Raw genomic sequence first — 19,180 nt, 5'->3', positions numbered from 1 at the left:
CTAACCATATAACTCCTCCGCCACCGTCGGATGCAGCTGCACCGTGGTCTGCAGGTGCGATTCGCGCACGCCCAGCCGCAATGCCACCGCCAGCGTCTGCACGATCTCGGGCGCGGCGTCGTCCATCAGGTGCGCACCGAGCACGCGCCCGCTGCGCGCGTTCAGCACCAGCTTGAACATCGACTGGTGGGAGTTGCCGGCAAAGCGGTTTTCCAGCGAGACAAAGCGCTTGACCACGGTGCGGATGCGCTCGGGCCTGCCGGCGGCTGCGATCGCCTGGGCCTCGGTCAGGCCCACGGCGCCGATGGCGGGCTCGCAGAACACCGCGGTGGGCACGAAGTCGAAATCGGCGCGTTCGCCGCGCCGGCCGTACAGGCGGTCGGCCAGCCAGCGGCCCTGCGCGGTGGCCACCGGGGTCAGGTGCAGGCCGTCGATGGCGTCGCCGAGCGCGTAGATGCCGCGCACGTTGCTGCGGAACTGGCGGTCCACGCGGATGCCGCCCTTGTCGCCAAAGTCCACGCCAAGCGCCTCGAGCCCGAAGCCCTGCACGTTGGAAATGCGCCCGATCGCCGCCAGCGCGGCCTGCGCGCGCACAGCCTCGGTCTGGCCGGGGCGGTCGGTGGGGCGGTAGCACACTTCAACCGCGCCGTTGGCCTGGCTCAGCAGGTGCACCCTGGCGTTCAGGTGCAGGCGCACGCCGCGCGCGGTCAGTGCCTCGGCCAGCGACCGGGAGATGTCGTGGTCGAAGTGGGGCAGCAGCCGGTCGCCGGCAACGATCAGGTCTACCTTGACGCCGTAGCGCGACAGGATCGAGGCCTGCTCCACGCCGATGTAGCCGCCGCCGATGACCGCGATCGAACCCGGCACGGTCTGCCAGGTGAAGACATCGTCGGAACTGGCGGCCAGTTCGCCGCCCGGGACTTCGAGCGCGCGCGGGCGCGCGCCGGTGGCGATCAGGATGCGGCGCGCGTGAATGGTCTCGTCGCCGACGCGCACTTCGTCCTTGCCGGTAACCAGTGCATCGCCGCGCAGGATTTCCACGCCGGATTCGTGCAGGCGCTGGGTGTAGCCCGCGTTCAGCCGCGCAACCTCGGCATTGACGCGCACGATGGCGTCGCGCCAGTCCTCACGCCCACCGGTATGCGACAGGCAGCCCGACAGGATGGCCGACCAGCCGGCGCCGTAGGACAGCATCTTCTTGGGCACGCAGCCGCGGTTGACGCAGGTGCCGCCGATGGCATCGCGCTCGACCAGGATCACGCGTGCGCCGTGCGCGGCGGCACGCCGCGCGCAGGCCACGCCGCCCGAGCCGCCGCCGATCACCACCAGGTCTGCCTTGCGCACCTTGTCATTGCGCCGCGTGCGGCCGTCGCGCACGCGCGGCACCTGCTCCACCGGCGGCGCCGCGCTGACCTCGCGGGCGCGCCGCGGTTCCCTGGCCCCGGCGGGGGTTGTCTGGCGCTTAGTCATCCATGCCTCCTGTCGCGGCACACGGGCCGCATCGACAACAATCAGGCCAGCGCCAGCAAACAAGAAACTAGGCAGCGGGCCGCAGTTCGGTATTCAGGATCGACGGCCACTCGCGCAGGAAAGTTTCCCCGTCGCGGCGGCCCAGTTCGTAGGCGTGAGTCATGGCATCGGGCCGGGTGTAGTCCCAGCTCGAGATCGGCACGCGCTGCGAGGGCTGCAGGTACAGGCGGCGCTGGCCGCCTTGCTTAAGCACGAAACGGCGCGGGCGCGGATACAGCCTTGTCACCAGCACCAGCACATTGCCCGGGGTGGCATCGAGCGCGTCCACGGGCACGTTGTCGACCAGCCCGCCGTCCAGCACCGGGCGGCCGCCGCGGCGCAGCACCGGCGTAAACGGCGGCGTGGAAGCCGACTGCAGCAGCAGGTCGGCCAGCTGCTCGGGCGAATCGCAGTCCTGCGCGCGCACGAACTCCGGCCGGAAGCCCAGCTTGCGCCCCAGCCGCGGGTGCAGCGTCTTGAGCACATGCTTGTCGATGTTGTACGCCAGCAGCCCCGCTGCCACCGCCAGGCGCGGGCCGCTCCAGCGCGGGATATGGGCCACGCCGATGCGGATCTCCGGCGCCTGCTGCAGGTGCGAGAGGCGCCCGTCGGCGAAGATCGTCAGCAGCGCGGTGCGGTAGATGCCGTAATGCGGGAACACGCGCTCATTGCGCAGCAGGTTGCCCCAGTAGGCATTGCGGCGGTTGTTGGACAGGACCTCGCGGTAGTAGTCCATGGTCTGGTGCGAGTCGTGCGCATAGACCATGCACGCCGTCGCCGCGCCGGCCGAGATCGCGGCGATCACGCGCGGGCGCAACTGCAGTTCCGGCGCGACCGTGTCCCACCAGCCCGCCTGCCACCAGCAGCGGTTGCCACCGCCGGCAAAGACGACCTGGTCGAAGGGATGGGCGTGGCCGGAAGTCATGGGCGCTGGCGTTGCGAGGGGATCAGAGCAGGGCGTAGGTGGTGGTGGCCTGCACCGCCAGCTTGCCGTCGGTGCCGGTCAGCTCGATCTCGCCGAACACCACGGTCTTGCCCAGCCGCAGCACGTTGGCGCGCACCAGCACGTCGCCGTCGATCACCGGGCGCATGAAATTGGTGGTGAGCGTGACCGTGGTCATCGGGCGGAAGGCGCCCAGCGCGCTGGCCACGGCAACGATCATGGCGGTATCGGCGGCGGACATCAGCACCTGGCCGCAGACCACGCCGCCCGCATGGCGGAACGATTCGCTGAACGGCAGGCGCAGCGTGACGCCCTGGGCATCGACGGCTTCGGCACGCAGGCCGAGCTGGCGCACCCATGGCGCCAGCACGCGCTCCAGCGTGGCGTCGATATCGTTGAGGCTGAATTGCGGTGCGGCTTCGGACATGGCGCTCCTGGTTCTGGCTGGCCGCACCGTAGCCGTCCTGTAACGGACCGCTACTCTGTCTCCTCCGGCGCGACGCGATGTTTGAGGCAATGATACAGGGGGCCGGTGGCCAGCACCACGAAGGCCATCCGGATCACGTGGAACGCGGTCACCAGCGGCACCCCCACCTCCAGCACCTTGGCCGTGATGCACATCTCGGCGATGCCGCCCGGCGTGGTGCCCAGGATCACCGTGGCCGGGTGCGCGCCCGACTGCGCCGACAGCCCCCAGCCCACCAGCGCCGATACCACCAGCGCCAGCACGGTGTAGAGCGCCACTCCCGACAGGAAGCGCGGCGCGGTATGCAGGAACTCGCGCGAGAAGCGCACCCCCAGCGAGACCCCGATCAGCAGCTGGCCGGCACGGCTCATCCAGGTGGGGATGGCCGACAGCTCGATCCCGGACGCGGTCAGCACCGCCGCGGCCAGCAGCGTGCCGATCACGAACGGGTTGGGCATGTTCAGCCGCTTCACCAGCAGCGCCACGCCCAGCGTGATCGCGACCAGCGCCAGCAGCCCCGGGGCGCTGACCACGCGCGGGCCGGGGATATAGGGGTCGAGCCCGTGGATGCCGCCGTACTGGAAGATGGCCGGCACGGTCACCACCACCATCAGCACCCGCAGTGAATGCGCGGCCGCCACCTGGTCGATGCGCGCGCCGTTGCGCTCGGCCAGGTTGGCCATCTCCGAGGCGCCGCCGATGGCGGTGGAGAAGAACGCGGTCTTGAAAGCCACGCCGGTGGTCCGCCGCAGCAGGATGGCACCGCCCGCGCCCAGCACCAGCGCGAACAGCGAGCCGGCAATGATGTAGGGCAGGTATTCCACCAACCGCGCCACCACGTCCGGCGTGAAGTAGAGCCCGAGCGACGCGCCAATCACCCACTGGCCCGCGTTGCGGGCCTGCGACGGCGCCCGCAGGTCGGCCCCGGCCATGCGCGCGGCGGCCACGGCCAGCAGCGGGCCGATCATCCACGGCAGCGGGGTATGCAGCGCGGTGCAGAGCAGGGCGGCGGCCAGCCCGAGCGCCAGCGTGGGCAGCGCGGACAGCCAGGGGTTGGAGAAGAGACGCATGGTTCAGCGGCCTGGCACGGAAGCGCCGGCGCCTTGTTGTTTTGGAAAACGAGAGACGAAAGACAAGAGGCCCGCACACCATTGGCGTGCGGGCCTCGCAAAGCTTACCGCAAGATCGCGCGCATCAGGCCGCGTTGTCGGCCTGCGCGTGCGCCGAGGTGCGGGTCGCGTGCCAGCGCAACAGGCGCGGGATCACCACCACCGCCACGGTCAGCGCCAGGATGGTGGCCGAGATCGGCTGGCGCAGGAACAGGGTCCAGTCGCCCTGGCCGATCGACAGCGCATTGCGCAGCTGCTTCTCGGCCATCGGCCCCAGGATCATGCCCACGATCACCGGCGCGGTGGGGAAGTCGAAGCGGCGCATCACCATGCCGAGCAGGCCGACCACGAACAGCAGCAGCAGGTCGAACCACGACTGGCGGATGCCGTAGGCGCCCAGCCCGGCGAAGATCAGGATGCCGCCGTACAGCAGCGGCGTGGGCACGCGCAGCATGCGCACCCACAGCCCGATCGCCGGCAGGTTCAGCACCAGCAGCATGACGTTGCCGATATACAGCGACGCCAGCAGGCCCCACACCAGGTCGCCCGAGGTCTGGAACAGCATCGGGCCCGGCTGCAGGTTGTAGTTCTGGAACGCGGCCAGCAGGATCGCGGTGGTGTTGGAGGTGGGGATGCCCAGCGTCAGCAGCGGGGCCAGCGTCGCGGTCACTGCGGCGTTGTTGGCCGCTTCGGGGCCGGCCACGCCTTCGATCGCGCCGACCTTGCCGAAGTCTTCCTTGTGGTCGGACAGCTTCTTCTCGGTGGCATACGACAGGAAGGTCGGGATCTCGGCGCCGCCGGCGGGGATCAGCCCGAACGGGAAGCCGATGAAGGTGCCGCGGATCCACGCCGGGATCGAGCGCTTCCAGTCCGACTTGTTCATGTGGACCGAGCTGAGCTTGTTGAAGGTGCCCGCCGGCTGCGGGAAGAACGCGTTGAACAGCGCCTCGCCCACCGCGAACAGGCCCACCGCCACCACCACGATGTCGATGCCGTCGTACAGCTCCTGCACGTTCATCGAATAGCGGGTCTGGCCCGACAGCGAATCCATGCCGATCAGGCCGATGCCCAGGCCCAGGAACAGTGCGGTCATGCCGCGCAGCAGCGACGAGCCCAGCACCGCCGAGACCGTGGTGAAGGCCAGCAGCATGATCATGAAGTACTCGCCCGGGCCGAACTGCAGCGCCACGTCCGCCGCCACCGGCGCGAACATCGACAGCATCACCGTGGCGATGGTGCCCGCCACGAACGAGCCGATCGCCGCGGTGGCCAGCGCCGGGCCGGCGCGCCCGTTCTTGGCCATGAGGTTGCCTTCCATGGCTGTGACCATGGTGGAAGACTCGCCCGGCGTGTTCATCAGGATCGAGGTGGTCGAGCCGCCGTACATCGCGCCGTAGTAGATGCCGGCGAACATGATCAGCGCGGCGGTCGGTTCCACCTTGGCGGTCAGCGGCAGCAGCATTGCCACCGTCAGCGCGGGGCCGATGCCCGGCAGCACGCCGATGGCGGTGCCAAGGAAGCAGCCCACCAGGGCCCACATCAGGTTGATCGGCGTGATGGCCACGGCAAAGCCGTGCATCAGCTGGTTCAGGGTATCCATTCGAAGACTCCTTGCTGGACGGGCGGGCGGGCTCAGAAGCCGGCGATGGGCAGCAGCGGCAGGTTGATGCCGAGCAGGAACTCAAACAGCGCCCACATCGGCACCGTGATGCACAGGCCCATCAGCGCGTCGCGCACGATGCGGCGGCTGCCGTAGCCACGCGCCACGCACACCATCAGCAGCGTGGAAGCGATCACGAAGCCAAGCGTGCCGATCAGCGCCATGTTCAGCACCAGGCCCGCGGCCACCCACAGGAAGCCGCCGAAGTTGTGCGGCGCGTTGGGCAGCTCGGCATCTTCTTCCGGCATATTGCGGAAACCGCCGCGCACGCCCTGCCAGGTCAGCAGCGCGCCGCACACGGCCAGGCCGACGGCCACCAGCGTGGGCACGAAGCGCGGCGACAGGCCGGCGTAGCCCTCGTCGCCGGAAATGCCGGACAGCCCGAGGAAGAAAAACAGCGAGAGCGCCAGCACGGCAATGCCGATGGCGAGGTGCGAGGGTTTCATGGAGACTCCTTGGCCTTTGTCGCCAGCATGGGTGCTGGCGTCCGCGACGCTGGCAGGTGCTGCCCGCGCGGCGGCAGGGCCCGGCGACATATGATTATTTGTCTGGTATCGCAGGTGGACACCGGGCCCTGCGCCGTTTTCCTGCCGCCGGGTTCACCGGCGGGATTGGCAGGCACGACAGGTAAAGCAGGTTGATGCGGTACTGCCGGTTTGGGTGCCGCCGGCAGTTCTTACTTGGCCACGCCCAGTTCACGCAGCGAGCCGCCCAGGCGGGCCGATTCGCTGTCGACGAACTTGCCGAACTCGTCGCCGGTCAGCAGGAACGGGGTCCAGTCATTCTTCTGCAGCGTGTCCTTCCAGGCCTGGCTCTCGGTGGCCTTGACCACGGCGTCGATCATGGCCTTGCGCTGCTCGGCGCTGATGCCGGGCGCGCCGTACACGCCGCGCCAGTTATAGATCTCGACGTTCACGCCTTGCTCCTTGAGCGTCGGGATATCGGCGGTGCGGTCCTTGGAGGTCACCGCCAGCGCGCGCATCTTGCCGCTCTTGATGAAGGGCAGGAATTCCGACACGCCGGCGATGCCCACCGTCACGTGGCCGCCCATGATCGAGGCCGAGGCTTCGCCGCCGCCCTGGAACGGCACGTAGTTGATCTTCTTGGGATCGACGCCCGATTCCTTGGCGATCAGGCCGGCCAGGATGTGGTCGATCGAACCCTTGGAGCCGCCGCCCCAGCTGACGCTGCCCGGGTTGGCCTTGAGCTGCGTGGTCAGGTCCTTGACCGACTTGATCGGCGAGCTGGCCGGCACGGTGATGACCATGGTGTCGGCGAACAGGCGCGCGATCGGGGTGGCGTTCTTCAGCGTGACCGGCGGCTTGTTGGTCTCGATCGCGCCCACCATCACCGCGCCCACCACCATCAGCGCATTGGGGTTGCCCTTGTCGGTATTGACGAACTGGGTCAGCGCGATGGTGCCGCCGGCGCCGCCCTTGTTGTCGTATGAAGCGGTCTTGGCCTGGCCCGCGGCAATCATCGCGGCGCCCAGCGAGCGGCCGGTCTGGTCAAAGCCGCCGCCGGGGTTGGCGCCGATCATGACCTTGACGCTATCGAGCGCAAAGGCCGGCGCGGCGGCGAAGGTGGCGGCAACGGCGGCCGATGCCATCACGGCATGGGCCAGGCGGGAATAGGTACGGCGCATAGTGGTCTCCTGGTGTTACCGGGGATGCGCCATGCCAGCCTGCTGGCAGCCGCGATCCGACCCGGGCGTTCCGGCTGCCACTGCGTTGCGGGGGACGGGAAGACAGCCTGGCGGACTGCGCGAAAGGCGCAGTGCCGGTGCTTGTCTCCTGTCCGGCGCGGCGGGGCGTGGCCGGGACTGTTCTTGGACTTTTGGTGAACGTCAGACCGGAATTACCGGTCATGGGGCGGATTCTAGGCGGGGGAAACTGTCAAAAGGCTGTCAATCGGGGGCAGAAAGGGTCGGGGTTTACGTGGATGGCGGATTGCAGCGCGGGCGCAGGCCCCTCAACCCGCCGGCTTCGCCTGCAGGCACGGGTCCTTGCGCGCCACCGCCGGCACCACCACGGCCATGTCGAACTCGCCGTCGGCAGGCGGGCTTTCCACATACCCCACGCTGACCACCTGCCCCACGCCCGCCCCCAGCCAGCGCGGCACGCCGATGTCGCGCCGCACGTGGCCGTTGCCGGCAATCAGCACCGCGCCGCGCTGCGCGTAGGGGCGCAGCGTCTGCGCCATCACCGCATCGCGCGCGGCCTGCGCCGCCAGCATCCCGGGCAGCATGGCCTTGGGGAAATTGCCGCAGTGGCCCCGGTCCAGCACCGCCGTCTGCGCGGCCACGAGGTCGCCGGGGAGCGCGTGGGACAGGCCCAGCTGCTGGCGCTCGCCGGCCGGGAACAGGCTGTCCAGTCCGCCGCGCACGATCTTGTCAGCGTCGGCGCGCGACAGGTTGGCCGCCACCAGCGGCAGTTCGTACCGCAGCGCCAGCGCCACCACCGGCCGGTACAGCGGCCATTGCCAGGCACCGCCGCCGGCCTGGGCGATCAGGTAGTCGGCATCGCGCGGGCGCTCGCGGCGGGCGCGCTCGATATCGGGCTGGCGCTCGCGGTCGAACTGTTCCATGGCGATGGCCGGGCGCCAGCCTTGCTCGACGGCGCGCGTCAGCGCGGCCAGGCGCTGCTGCTGCGCGGCAGCGTTGTCGTGGACCTCGCCCAGCAGCACGTAGGACTTGCCGGCGAAGGCGGCGCTGACCGCCTCGGGTGCCGGGCCGGTGGCGGCACAGCCGGTCGCCAGCACTGCGACAGCGGCGGCCAGCATGCCGGCAATGCGCAAACGGAATGACATCACGCAGTTCCTTTCCCTATCTCGTTGTAGTGGCGGGGTTGGCGGCCTGCGCTCCCGCTTGTTGCCCGGGTTGGTGTGATGGTCACGTCATCATTCCGTGACGATGCGCGGGCGTTCCAGCAGGCGGTGCGCGGCAACGTCGAGCGCGTCGGTGTTCGCAACCTTGTGCCGGCGCGCCCACGTCACCAGCACGTAGCCGCGCCCGCTTTCAGGCGGATGGCGCGTGCAGCCACTACATGTCGCTGATGTCCGACCCTGGCCGGCACCTCGAAAGCAAAGAGCCCGCAGCAATGCTGCGGCCTCCTCTTGTCTGCCGGTGCCTCAGCGCTGGTGCACGGTCTCGCCCGGAGCCTTGTCCGGCAGCTTGGTGCCTTCAGAATCAATCTGCAACGGCCCCGTCCCGGAGAACCGGTCCAGTGCGAGGTAGATCACCGGCGTGATAAACAGCGTGATCACCTGCGAGAACAGCAGGCCGCCGACCACGGCCAGGCCCAGCGGCTGGCGCAACTCGGCACCGGCGCCTAAGCCGAGCGCCAGCGGCAGCGCACCCATCACCGCGGCGAAGGTCGTCATCATGATCGGCCGGAAGCGCAGCAGGCACGCCTGCCGGATCGCCTTCGCCGGCGTCATCCCTTGTTCGCGCTGCGCGGCCAGCGCGAAGTCGATCATCATGATCGCGTTCTTCTTGACGATGCCGATCAGCATCAGCACGCCGATCACGGCAATCAGCGACAGCTCGACATTGAAGATGAACAGCGTCAGCAACGCGCCCACCGCCGCCGAAGGCAAACCCGCCAGGATCGTCAGCGGATGAATATAGCTTTCATACAGCACGCCCAGCAGCGTGTAGATCACCGCGATGGCCGCCACCAGCAGCACGATCTGCGTGGCCTGCGACGACTGGAATACCGCCGCGTCGCCGCCCCAGCTGGTGAAGATCGAGCTGGGCATGGCGATCTCCTGCCGGTAGCGGTCGATGCGTGCCGAAGCATCGCCCAGCGCCGCGCCCGGCGCCAGGTTGAACGATACCGTCACCGAAGGCAGCTGCCCCTGGTGGTTGACGGAGATCGGCCCGACCCGGCGCTCGGTGGTGGCGAAGGCTGAGACCGGCACCATCTGGCCGGTCTTGCTGCGCACATAGAGCTTGGAGAACGCGCTCTCGTCGGTGCGGTCGACATCGGCCGCCTGCAGGATCACGTAGTAGTTGTCGATCGGCGTATAGATGGTCGACACCTGCCGCTCGCCGAAGGCCGAGTACAGCGCGGTGCGCACGTCCTGCATCTGCACACCCAGCGCATTGGCCTTGTCGCGGTCGATCGACAGGTGCGCCTCCAGCCCGGACTGCTGCGAATCGCTGGTGACGTCGCGGAAGATCGGATCGGCGCGCATCTTTGCCATCAGCTGGTCGGACGAGTCCTGCAGCTGGCCGGCCTTCACGCTCTGCAATGTGTACTGGTAGCGGCTCTTGCTCTGGCGCCCGCCCAGCTGCAGGTTCTGCACCGGCGCAAAGTACACCGCCAGGCCCGGCACACCGGCAACATCGCGCCGCAGCGACTCGATCACCTTCGGCATCGCTTCGCGCTCGCCGCGCGGCTTCAGTTCGACAAACATGCGCCCGGTGTTGATGGCGGGCGACGGGCCGCCGCCGATGGCGACCACGATGCTCTTGACCGCGGGGTTGGCGCGCATGCGCTCGGCGGCGTCGCGCAGGCGTTCCGCCATGGCGTCGAAGGAGATGTCCTGCGGGCCTTCGGCGTTGACGCGGATCTGGCCGATGTCCTCTTCGGGGAAGAAGCCCTTGGGAATGGTGACGAACAGCACCGCGGTCAGCACGAAGGTCAGGCCCGCGACCGCCAGCACGGTGCGGCGGTGCGCCAGGCACCAGTCCAGCCCGCGCGCATAGCGGTGCAGCGTGAACTCGAACAGGTTCTCGAACCACTGCGTGGAGCGCATGCCGAAGGTCTGCTTCTGCACGATGGCGGGCTGCGCCGACGCGTGGTCGCCGTAGGCATGGTGCGATTCATCCACCGGCACGTTCTCGGCCGACAGGAAGCGCGCGCACAGCATCGGGATCAGCGTCAGCGACACCAGCGCCGATACCAGGATCGCCAGCGACACCACCGCGGCAAATTCATGGAACAACAGCCCGATCACGCCCGGCATGAAGAAGATCGGGATAAACACCGCCACCAGCGAGATCGAGATCGACAGGATGGTGAAGCCCATCTCGCGCGAACCCACCAGCGCGGCCTTCAGCGGCGCCACGCCTTCCTCGATATGGCGCACGATGTTCTCGAGCATAACGATGGCGTCGTCCACCACCAGGCCCACCGCCAGGGTGATGGCCAGCAGCGAGACGTTGTCCAGGCTGTAGCCGAAGGCCTTCATCAGCGCCACCGTGCCGATCAGCGAGATCGGCAGCGACACCGTGGGGATCAGCGTGGCGGCGGCGCGGCGCAGGAACAGGAAGATCACCATCACCACCAGCGCCACCGTCAGCGCCAGCGTGAACTGCACGTCGTGGATCGATTCGCGGATCGAGCGCGAGCGGTCGTTGACCACCGACACATTGACCGAGCCCGGCATCTGCTGGATCAGGCGGGGCAGGGCGGCGTTGATCGCATCGACCACTGCCACGGTGTTGGCGTCGGGCTGGCGCAGCACGGCCAGCACAATCGAGCGCTCGTTGTTGAGCCAGCTGCCGGTCTTGATGGTCTCGACGCTGTCCTCGACCTCGGCCACGTCAGAGAGCCGCACCAGCGCGCCGCTGGGCTGGCTGGCGACGATGATGTTGCGGAAGGCGTCGGCGCTGGTCAGCTGCCGGTTGGCCTGGATGGTCAGGGTCTGGCGCGCGCTGTCGAGCGTGCCCACCGGCGTGTTGGCGTTGGCGCGATTGAGCGCCGTGGCCAGCTCGTCCAGCGTCAGGCCGCGCGCGGCGAGCGCATCGGGGTGGGCGCGCACGCGCACGGCAAAGCGCTTCTGCCCGAAGATCTGCACCTGCGCCACCCCCGGCAGCGTGGCCAGCGTGGGCGAGATCAGGTTGTCGCCAAAGGCATTGAGGTCGGCCAGGCTCATCGCCGGCGAGTTGATCGCCAGCAGCAGCACCGGCGCGTCGGCCGGGTTGACCTTGCGGTACGACGGCGGCACCGTCATCTCGATCGGCAGCGAACGCTGGGCACGGAACAGCGCCGCCTGCACGTCGACGGCCGCGTCGTCGATATTGCGGTCGTTGTTGAATTCGATGGTGATGCTGGAGTTGCCGAGCGTGTTCTGCGAGCTGATCACCGTCACGCCGGGGATGGTCGCGAACTGCTTCTCCAGTTGCGTGGCCACCGACGCCGCCATGGTCTCCGGGCTGGCGCCGGGCAGCGTGGCGGTGACCTGGATCACCGGCGAGTTGAAGCTGGGCAGCGCCGCGATCGGGATGGTCGGATACAGCACGATGCCGGCGACCACCACCGCCAGGCACAGCAGCACCGTCATCACCGGACGGCGGATGCAGAGTTCAGACAGCGTCATGGCTCAGTGCCCCGCGGTGGCAGGGGCCGGACGGGCGGCGGCGGCCGAGGCGCCGGCGGCCGGGGCCTCGCGCACCAGCGCGCCGGGGCGCAGGTTCTGCATGCCTTCCACGACTACGCGGGCGCCGGGTTGCACCCCCTCGACCACGGCGGCGGCGGCAGTGGTGGTCACCACCTGCACCGGCACGCGCGCCACCTTGCTGTCGGGCTGGACCACATAGACAAAGCGGCCTTCGGGGCCCGTCACCACCGCCTGCGGCGGCACCGACAGCGCGCCCTTCAGGGTCTGCACCACGGCGTTGACGTTGGCATAGGTGCCCGGCCACAGCCGCTGCTCCTCATTGTCGAACTGCGCCTTGACGCGGATGGTGCCGTACTGCGGATCGACGGTGTTATCCACAAAGGTGATCCTGCCGGTCACCGGGGTCTTGCTGCCGTCGTTGGGCAGCGCGGTGACCTGCACCGGGCCGGCGTGCAGCGCCTCCCGCAGCGCGCCGAGCTGCCGCTCGGGCAGGCTGAAGGTGACGGCAATCGGCTGCACCTGGGCGATGATGACCATCGGCTGGGTGCTGTTGGGCAGCACCAGCGAACCCGGGAAGGCGTTGATCACGCCGGTGCGGCCGCTGATGGTGGCGCGGATGGCGCCGTAGCTGACCGCCACGCGGCTGGCTTCGATCGCGGCCTGGTCGGCGCGCACGGTGGCGGCAAAGCCATCCACCTTGGCCTGGGCGGTGTCGACCGCGCTCCTGGAGATGAAGTTGCGCTGCAGCAGCTCCTGGCTGCGCGCGAGCGTGCGCCGGGCATCGGCCAGGTCGGCCTGGTCGCGCAGCAACTGGGCCTGAGCCTTGGCCAGGTTGGCCTCGTCCATGCGGGTATCGAGCGAGAACAGCAGGTCGCCCGGCCTGACGGTCTGGCCTTCCTTGATATGGACGGTGCGCACGGTGCTGGACACCTGCGGGCGCACCTCGACCGTGGACAGCGCGGTGACATTGCCGTTGGCCGTGACCTGCAGCGGCACGTCGCCCTGCTGCACGCGCGCGGTGGACACCACCACGGCGGCCGGCGCCTTGGGCGCGGGCTTGGGCGCAAACCAGGTACGCCAGGCAAACCAGCCCAGGCCGGCAATGACCAGCACCACGGCCACCACCGCCCACGGCGATACGCGGCCGCGCCCGGTTCCGGTGGCCGCCCTCCAGTTGCTGTCGACGAAGCCCTTGGGCTGGTCGATCCTGTCAGATTTCATATTTGTGTGGACCCTCTGCACCGCGTCTTCGCGCCACTCCCCGTAATCGCCCGGCTGGTTGTGCCCAGATGTTGCCGGTGCGCGTCGCGCAAAGACTCTACTAGTACCGCGCTTCGCCCGCCGGAGCCAGCGCCGCGTATTACAGTCCGTTACAGGGTTGCAAGGGTCTGGTAATGCCCGGCACCGGCAAACGCCGTCCGGGCCACAGGGGAGGCCGGAGATGTGTTTAGCGGGGCGCTTGTATGGTTAGACAAACATTATCAGAAAAGCTGCCGCCGGCCATCGCGGCGCCACTGATTGACGCTGTCGACCGACAGTTCGCGTGGCCCGGCCTGCACAACCACGACATCGCCGGCGCGCACTTCTCCCTTCAGCACCACGCTGAGGTAGACCCCGGAGTAGCCGCTCTGGATCATGTCGCGCACCGCGTGGCGGTAGCCCAGCGCGGCATTGAACTTGTAGCAGGGCTTGCGCGGCGACTCCACCCGCAGCAGGGCCGTGCCCACGCGCACGAGGTCGCCGATCCAGAGTTGGGATTCAAGCAGCCCCTCCAGGGTCAGGTTCTCGCCGATGGCGCCAAACGGCAACGGCGGGCCTGACTCAGGCTGCCCGCACGCGCGGCGGCGCGCGTTCCACCACGGGTAGTGCTCGAAGGGATAGGCGTAGACCGCCTTGTCCAGGCCGCCGTGCACGGTCAGGTCACCCTGTTCGTCGCCGGCCAGGCCCAGCGGCTGCACCTGTACCCGCAACGGGTGCAGCAGGGTACTGACAGGGTGCTTGCGAATGCCCGACAGCACCACCGCCTCGGTGCCAGCCCCCGCGACCACCAGCGGGATGGCCTTGCCCAGGCTTACCGCCAGCACGCGCGCAAGGCCCGGCCGAGGTCTGGATTCGCTCACGTGCGCCCCCGCTTTGTGGTTACCCTTCCGGCTGTGGAAAGGGTTGTGGATAAGCTGCGGATATGCCTGAGGATAACGGGGCGGATAACACTGTGGACAAGTGCTTGGTGCGGTCCCTCACAAGGAAGCCGGCGGCGGGGAGCCGCCTCTGGTTTCAGCCTTGCATCACACCTGCTGCGCCGCCTGCGGCCGCTGCCACTGGCAGCCCAGCGCCCGGGCGCGTTGCGATACCGCCAGCGCCACCAGCATCAGCGCCGCCGCGCCCCAGTGCAGCATATCGGCGCCGGCCAGCGTATAGATGGCGGCCCCGGCCATGGCGCCGGCGGCCTGGCCCAGGTAGATCGATGAAGAATTCAGCGAGATCGACACCGATGCACGCTCCGGCGCCAGCAGCACCAGCCGCGCCTGCTGCGCGCTGTTGGTGGCAAACCCGCCCGCGCCCCACAGCATGAACAGCAACACCAGCGCAACGCTGCCCAACCCGGCCAGCGGCCACAGCACCATGGCCGTGATCGAGGTCAGCAGCGTGACCTGCACGATCCGGCTGGGCGTGACCCGGTCCATGCGCGACGCCGCCATGGCATTGCCGAACACGCCGCAGGCGCCATAGGCCAGGAACATCAGGCTGAGCGCGCCACCGCTGATGCCGTAAACGTCGCGCATCAGCGGCGCGATATAGGTGAACACAGTGAACATGCCCGCCGACGAGATCATGGTGGTCAGCACCACCAGCATGATCGGCTTGTGGCGCAGCACCGCGCCCCAGGCCTCGCGCCCGGCCGGCGGCACCTTCAGCCCGCGCGGCAGCGCGCGCCAGACCGCCGCCGACACCAGCAGCGCCAGGGCCCCGACCAGCGCCATGCTGACGCGCCAGCCCAGCGTGCTGGAAATCCACGTGCCCAGCGGCACGCCCACCACGCTGGCAATGCTCCAGCCAAGAAACACAAAGCTGATGGCACGCCCGCGCGTCTGTGCGTTGACCAGCAGCGGCAGCGTGGCGGCGGTCTGGGGCGTATAGATGGCCGCGCCGATCGCGGTCAGGAAGCGGATCGCCATCAGCGCCGCAAAGCTGGGCGCAAACGCGGCGGCCAGGTGCATTACCCCGTAGACCAGCAGCGACCCGGCCAGCAGCAGCCGGCGGTCGATGCGCGAGCCCAGCGTGGCAAACAGCGGGGCGCCGATGCAGGTGGCCAGCGCAAACACCGAGATCAGCTGCCCGGCGCTGGCCGCGCCCAGCCCGAAATCGCCGGCAATGTCGTTCAACATGCCGGTAACGATCATCGCACCGGTGCCAATGACGAAGTTGCCGACGCAGAGCGTCACTAGCCTGGGGTCCATGCCGGCCTTGGGAATTGTGGATTGGCGCAGGGGGGCGCCTTGTTGTTGTCTGGGCTGCCGCGGGCCGTGGCAGGCCGGGCGGTAAGGGAAGTCCCGAGTGTAGCGGTTTCGTGGAATTCGCGTTTCCCGGAGGAAATGCCCGGCCAGATGTGAAACACCCCTGTCCCGCATGGCGGAACAGGGGTGTCGGGGGCGGGCCGTCCGGAGGCAATCCGGCCGCTGGTGACTCAGCGCGTCAGCACCGGCGCCAGCGCCTTCGGGTTGACGATGCAGTCATGGTTGCCGGCCAGCACGTTCAGGATGTTCTGGAACGCGGTGCGGAAGTACAGCTCGTAGCTGTCGCGCTCAACATAGCCCAGGTGCGGCGTGCAGATGCAGTTTTCCATGCGCAGCAGCGCGTGGCCCTGCAGGATCGGCTCGGACTCGAACACGTCGATGGCCGCCATGCCCGGGCGGCCCCGGTTCAGCGCGGTGACCAGCGCGTTCTCTTCCAGCAGTTCGGCACGGCTGGTGTTGACGAACAGCGCCGTGGGCTTCATCCGGGTCAGGTCAGTCATCTTGACGATGCCGCGGGTGTCGTCATTCAGGCGCAGGTGCATCGACAGCACATCGCTGTCGGCAAACAACTGCTCCTTAGATTCGGCCACGCCCAGCCCGTCGGCACGGGCGCCTTCGAGCGACGCCTCGCGGCCCCAGACCAGCACCTTCATGCCAAAGGCGCGGCCGTAGCCAGCCAGCAGCCGGCCGATCTTGCCGTAGCCCCAGATCCCCAGCGTCTGGCCGCGCAGCACCTGCCCAAGGCCGAAATTGGGCGGCATCGTCGTCGATTTCAGCCCCGATTGCTGCCAGGCGCCATGCTTCAGGCTGGCGACGTATTGGGGAATGCGCCGCTGCGCCGCCATGATCAGCGCCCAGGTCAGCTCCGCCGGCGCAACTGGCGAACCCACGCCCTCGAGCACAGCCACGCCACGGTCGGTGGCGGCATCCAGGTCGATATGGCTGCCGGGGCCGGCGCCGACCTTGCCGGTCTGGCTGATCAGCTTCAGTCTGGGCAGTTTTTCCAGCAGTTGCCGGGTGATGCGGGTGCGTTCGCGGATCAGCACCACGGCTTCGACGTCTGACAGGCGTGCGGCCAGCTGGCCCACGCCCTTGACGGTGTTGTTGAACACCTTGACGTCGTGCCCCTCCAGCAAGCTGAAGCAAGGCAGCTTGCGCACGGCATCCTGGTAATCGTCGAGTACGGCAATCTTCATCGGCAACTCTGGTTATCTAACGGTCTTGTGCCGGTTGGTGCGCGCGGCCACCGAGCAGCGCGCCGGCCAACAGTATTGTTGAGAAATATCGAAAAACCCGCGCCGGCCGGTGGCGGCGATTGTTGCATAGCAAAAAACAGGGGGGTGCGCCAGTGGTATCCTTGCCCGTTCCGGTGCCGCCGCGGATTGTCGGTCGAGCATTGCTCCCGCCACGCGATCGCACCCGGGCAAAGTCCGGCCAGCCCGCGCAGCCACCCCTGCGCGCGCGAAGCGCAACTGTAGCGCAGCCGCAGGGACCGCCGCGACCTTTTGCATAAACGGGGCCGCCGCGGAGTTGTAACGGGATGTGTCGATCCGAGTGTGACCATCACTCCGGGCGTGTGACGGCCCCATCTGCCCGCTGGCCAGGCTTTGCAAGGATTCTTCCCTTCCTTCCCTTTACGAATCTGGAGTCTGCAGTATGAACCACCCCACGATGCAAGGTACGGCGCCCGTCAATGCGCCGGCCTGGGTCAAGCACCCCAAGCTGGTGGCCTGGGTCGCGGAAATCGCCGCCCTGACCAAGCCTGACAATATCCATTGGTGCGACGGCTCCCAGGAAGAATACGACCGCCTGTGCGAGCAGATGGTCGCCGCCGGCACCATGAAGCGGCTGAACCCGGCCAAGCGCAAGAATTCCTTCCTGGCACTGTCGGACCCCTCGGACGTGGCGCGGGTAGAAGATCGCACCTTTATCTGCTCTGAAAAGCAGGAAGACGCCGGCCCCACCAACAACTGGACCGCACCCGCCGAGATGCGCCAGACGCTGAACGGCCTGTTCGACGGCTGCATGCGCGGCCGCACGCTGTATGTGGTGCCGTTCTCGATGGGCCCGCTGGGTTCGCCGATCGCCCATATTGGCGTGGAACTGTCCGATTCGCCGTATGTGGCGGTCAATATGCGCATCATGACGCGCATGGGCCGCGCGGTGTACGACGTGCTGGGCAGCAACGGCGAGTTCGTGCCGTGCGTGCACACCGTGGGCAAGCCGCTGGCCGCCGGCGAGCAGGACGTGGCCTGGCCGTGCAATCCGACCAAGTACATCGTCCATTTCCCGGAAACGCGCGAGATCTGGTCGTTCGGCTCCGGCTACGGCGGCAACGCGTTGCTGGGCAAGAAGTGCTTTGCGCTGCGCATTGCATCGACCATGGGCCGCGATGAAGGCTGGCTGGCCGAGCACATGCTGATCCTTGGCGTGACCTCGCCCGAGGGCAAGAAATACCACGTCGCCGCCGCGTTCCCGTCGGCCTGCGGCAAGACCAACTTCGCCATGCTGATCCCGCCCAAGGGCTTCGAGGGCTGGAAGGTCACCACCATCGGCGACGACATCGCCTGGATCAAGCCGGGCCAGGACGGCCGCCTGTACGCGATCAACCCGGAAGCCGGCTACTTCGGCGTGGCCCCGGGCACCAGCGAGAAGACCAACTACAACGCGATGGCGACGCTGAAGGAAAACGTCATCTTCACCAACGTGGCGCTGACCGACGACGGCGACGTGTGGTGGGAAGGCATGACCAAGGAAGCGCCGGCGCACCTGATCGACTGGCAGGGCAAGGACTGGACCCCGGAAATCGCCAAGGCCACCGGCGCCAAGGCTGCGCACCCGAACGCCCGCTTCACCGCGCCGGCATCGCAGTGCCCGTCGATCGACGACAACTGGGACAACCCGGCCGGCGTACCCATTGATGCGTTTATCTTCGGCGGCCGCCGCTCGACCACCGTGCCGCTGGTGACCGAGGCCCGCAACTGGACCGAAGGCGTCTACATGGCCGCCACCATGGGTTCGGAAACCACCGCCGCGGCCGCCGGCCAGCAGGGCGTGGTGCGCCGCGACCCGTTCGCCATGCTGCCGTTCTGCGGCTACAACATGAGTGATTACTTCGGCCACTGGCTCGAACTCGGCAAGAAGCTGGAAGCCGCGGGCGCGAAACTGCCGAGGATTTACTGCGTCAACTGGTTCCGCAAGGACGCCGACGGCAACTTCGTGTGGCCAGGCTTCGGCGAGAACATGCGCGTGCTGTCGTGGATGATCGACCGCGTGGAAGGCAAGGGGCAAGCCGCCGAGCATATGTTCGGCACTACCCCGCGCTACCAGGACCTGAACTGGAATGGCGTTGACTTCACGCCGGCGCAGTTCGCGCAGGTGACTTCAATCGACCGTGAAGCGTGGCAGCAGGAGCTGGTGCTGCATGATGAGTTGTTCACCAAGCTGCGGCATCGGCTGCCGCAGGCGCTGGCGGATGTGCGGGCGGCGCTGGGCAAGCGGCTGGAAGGCTGATCGCGCCACGGTTCGCGCAGTTCGCAATAAAGACGCCCGTCTCTGCCGAGACGGGCGTTTTTTTATCCCGCCTCGCTATCCCCCAGCGTCTCCACTGCGTACTTCACCAACCCCGCC

Annotated in this window: 14 protein-coding genes; 1 reads left to right on the top strand and 13 read right to left on the bottom strand. The window is 68.1% G+C overall.

Annotated elements, in window-relative coordinates; translation table 11 throughout:
• The 13 genes from AC3WRR_RS25305 to AC3WRR_RS25245 all read right to left on the bottom strand — a co-directional run bounded on the left by AC3WRR_RS25305 (position 1) and on the right by AC3WRR_RS25245 (position 16,746).
• Positions 1-1,470 carry a dihydrolipoyl dehydrogenase family protein gene (locus AC3WRR_RS25305; RefSeq protein WP_439668420.1) on the bottom strand — a complete coding sequence of 490 codons (1,470 nt, stop codon included), beginning with the start codon at positions 1,468-1,470 and terminating at the stop codon, positions 1-3.
• 67 nt (positions 1,471-1,537) lie between these two features.
• On the bottom strand, positions 1,538-2,434 hold the full coding sequence (locus AC3WRR_RS25300; RefSeq protein ID WP_492298436.1) for a patatin-like phospholipase family protein: 897 nt from the start codon (positions 2,432-2,434) through the stop codon (positions 1,538-1,540).
• A 22-nt stretch (positions 2,435-2,456) separates the two neighbouring features.
• Positions 2,457-2,879 (bottom strand): PaaI family thioesterase, encoded by a 423-nt coding sequence (locus AC3WRR_RS25295; protein ID WP_011616275.1) that lies wholly within the window; start codon positions 2,877-2,879, stop codon positions 2,457-2,459.
• Between the two features lie 50 nt (positions 2,880-2,929).
• Positions 2,930-3,988: an AbrB family transcriptional regulator gene (locus AC3WRR_RS25290; protein ID WP_010811347.1), complete on the bottom strand. Its 1,059-nt coding sequence runs from the start codon at positions 3,986-3,988 to the stop codon at positions 2,930-2,932.
• Positions 3,989-4,112: 124 nt separating this feature from the next.
• Positions 4,113-5,627: a tripartite tricarboxylate transporter permease gene (locus AC3WRR_RS25285; RefSeq protein WP_010811346.1), complete on the bottom strand. Its 1,515-nt coding sequence runs from the start codon at positions 5,625-5,627 to the stop codon at positions 4,113-4,115.
• 32 nt (positions 5,628-5,659) lie between these two features.
• Positions 5,660-6,133: a tripartite tricarboxylate transporter TctB family protein gene (locus tag AC3WRR_RS25280; RefSeq protein ID WP_010811345.1), complete on the bottom strand. Its 474-nt coding sequence runs from the start codon at positions 6,131-6,133 to the stop codon at positions 5,660-5,662.
• Between the two features lie 230 nt (positions 6,134-6,363).
• On the bottom strand, positions 6,364-7,332 hold the full coding sequence (locus AC3WRR_RS25275) for a Bug family tripartite tricarboxylate transporter substrate binding protein (RefSeq protein ID WP_010811344.1): 969 nt from the start codon (positions 7,330-7,332) through the stop codon (positions 6,364-6,366).
• Between the two features lie 326 nt (positions 7,333-7,658).
• The gene (locus AC3WRR_RS25270; protein ID WP_492298434.1) at positions 7,659-8,495 is read right to left on the bottom strand and encodes a ChaN family lipoprotein; all 837 of its coding nucleotides are present in this window, start codon (positions 8,493-8,495) and stop codon (positions 7,659-7,661) included.
• A 321-nt stretch (positions 8,496-8,816) separates the two neighbouring features.
• Positions 8,817-12,014, bottom strand: coding sequence for an efflux RND transporter permease subunit (locus tag AC3WRR_RS25265; protein ID WP_010811342.1), 3,198 nt, complete (start codon positions 12,012-12,014; stop codon positions 8,817-8,819).
• Positions 12,015-12,017: 3 nt separating this feature from the next.
• On the bottom strand, positions 12,018-13,256 hold the full coding sequence (locus AC3WRR_RS25260; protein ID WP_010811341.1) for an efflux RND transporter periplasmic adaptor subunit: 1,239 nt from the start codon (positions 13,254-13,256) through the stop codon (positions 12,018-12,020).
• A gap of 260 nt (positions 13,257-13,516) precedes the next feature.
• Complete coding sequence (locus AC3WRR_RS25255; RefSeq protein WP_011616272.1) at positions 13,517-14,155, bottom strand: MOSC domain-containing protein; 639 nt, start codon at positions 14,153-14,155, stop codon at positions 13,517-13,519.
• A 165-nt stretch (positions 14,156-14,320) separates the two neighbouring features.
• Positions 14,321-15,493, bottom strand: coding sequence for an MFS transporter (locus tag AC3WRR_RS25250; protein ID WP_492298432.1), 1,173 nt, complete (start codon positions 15,491-15,493; stop codon positions 14,321-14,323).
• A 227-nt stretch (positions 15,494-15,720) separates the two neighbouring features.
• On the bottom strand, positions 15,721-16,746 hold the full coding sequence (locus tag AC3WRR_RS25245; protein WP_492298430.1) for a D-2-hydroxyacid dehydrogenase family protein: 1,026 nt from the start codon (positions 16,744-16,746) through the stop codon (positions 15,721-15,723).
• A 460-nt stretch (positions 16,747-17,206) separates the two neighbouring features.
• Between AC3WRR_RS25245 and AC3WRR_RS25240 the strand changes: the two genes are divergently transcribed.
• The gene (locus tag AC3WRR_RS25240; RefSeq protein WP_010811337.1) at positions 17,207-19,063 is read left to right on the top strand and encodes a phosphoenolpyruvate carboxykinase (GTP); all 1,857 of its coding nucleotides are present in this window, start codon (positions 17,207-17,209) and stop codon (positions 19,061-19,063) included.
• The last annotated feature ends 117 nt before the right edge of the window (positions 19,064-19,180 follow it).

The organism is Cupriavidus sp. FW305-3-2-15-C-LB2 (assembly GCF_058787575.1).
Note: the sequence above shows the minus strand (reverse complement) of the source record. Positions and strands in the feature narration are given on the sequence as shown.

Bases quoted from the DNA above. Each gene is read 5' to 3' on its own strand.
- AC3WRR_RS25300 (WP_492298436.1), bottom strand. From the start codon at position 2,434: ATGACTTCCGGCCACGCCCATCCCTTCGACCAGGTCGTCTTTGCCGGC.
- AC3WRR_RS25250 (WP_492298432.1), bottom strand. From the start codon at position 15,493: ATGGACCCCAGGCTAGTGACGCTCTGCGTCGGCAACTTCGTCATTGGC.
- AC3WRR_RS25290 (WP_010811347.1), bottom strand. From the start codon at position 3,988: ATGCGTCTCTTCTCCAACCCCTGGCTGTCCGCGCTGCCCACGCTGGCG.
- AC3WRR_RS25305 (WP_439668420.1), bottom strand. From the start codon at position 1,470: ATGACTAAGCGCCAGACAACCCCCGCCGGGGCCAGGGAACCGCGGCGC.
- AC3WRR_RS25275 (WP_010811344.1), bottom strand. From the start codon at position 7,332: ATGCGCCGTACCTATTCCCGCCTGGCCCATGCCGTGATGGCATCGGCC.
- AC3WRR_RS25280 (WP_010811345.1), bottom strand. From the start codon at position 6,133: ATGAAACCCTCGCACCTCGCCATCGGCATTGCCGTGCTGGCGCTCTCG.
- AC3WRR_RS25295 (WP_011616275.1), bottom strand. From the start codon at position 2,879: ATGTCCGAAGCCGCACCGCAATTCAGCCTCAACGATATCGACGCCACG.
- AC3WRR_RS25285 (WP_010811346.1), bottom strand. From the start codon at position 5,627: ATGGATACCCTGAACCAGCTGATGCACGGCTTTGCCGTGGCCATCACG.
- AC3WRR_RS25245 (WP_492298430.1), bottom strand. From the start codon at position 16,746: ATGAAGATTGCCGTACTCGACGATTACCAGGATGCCGTGCGCAAGCTG.
- AC3WRR_RS25265 (WP_010811342.1), bottom strand. From the start codon at position 12,014: ATGACGCTGTCTGAACTCTGCATCCGCCGTCCGGTGATGACGGTGCTG.
- AC3WRR_RS25240 (WP_010811337.1), top strand. From the start codon at position 17,207: ATGAACCACCCCACGATGCAAGGTACGGCGCCCGTCAATGCGCCGGCC.
- AC3WRR_RS25270 (WP_492298434.1), bottom strand. From the start codon at position 8,495: ATGTCATTCCGTTTGCGCATTGCCGGCATGCTGGCCGCCGCTGTCGCA.
- AC3WRR_RS25260 (WP_010811341.1), bottom strand. From the start codon at position 13,256: ATGAAATCTGACAGGATCGACCAGCCCAAGGGCTTCGTCGACAGCAAC.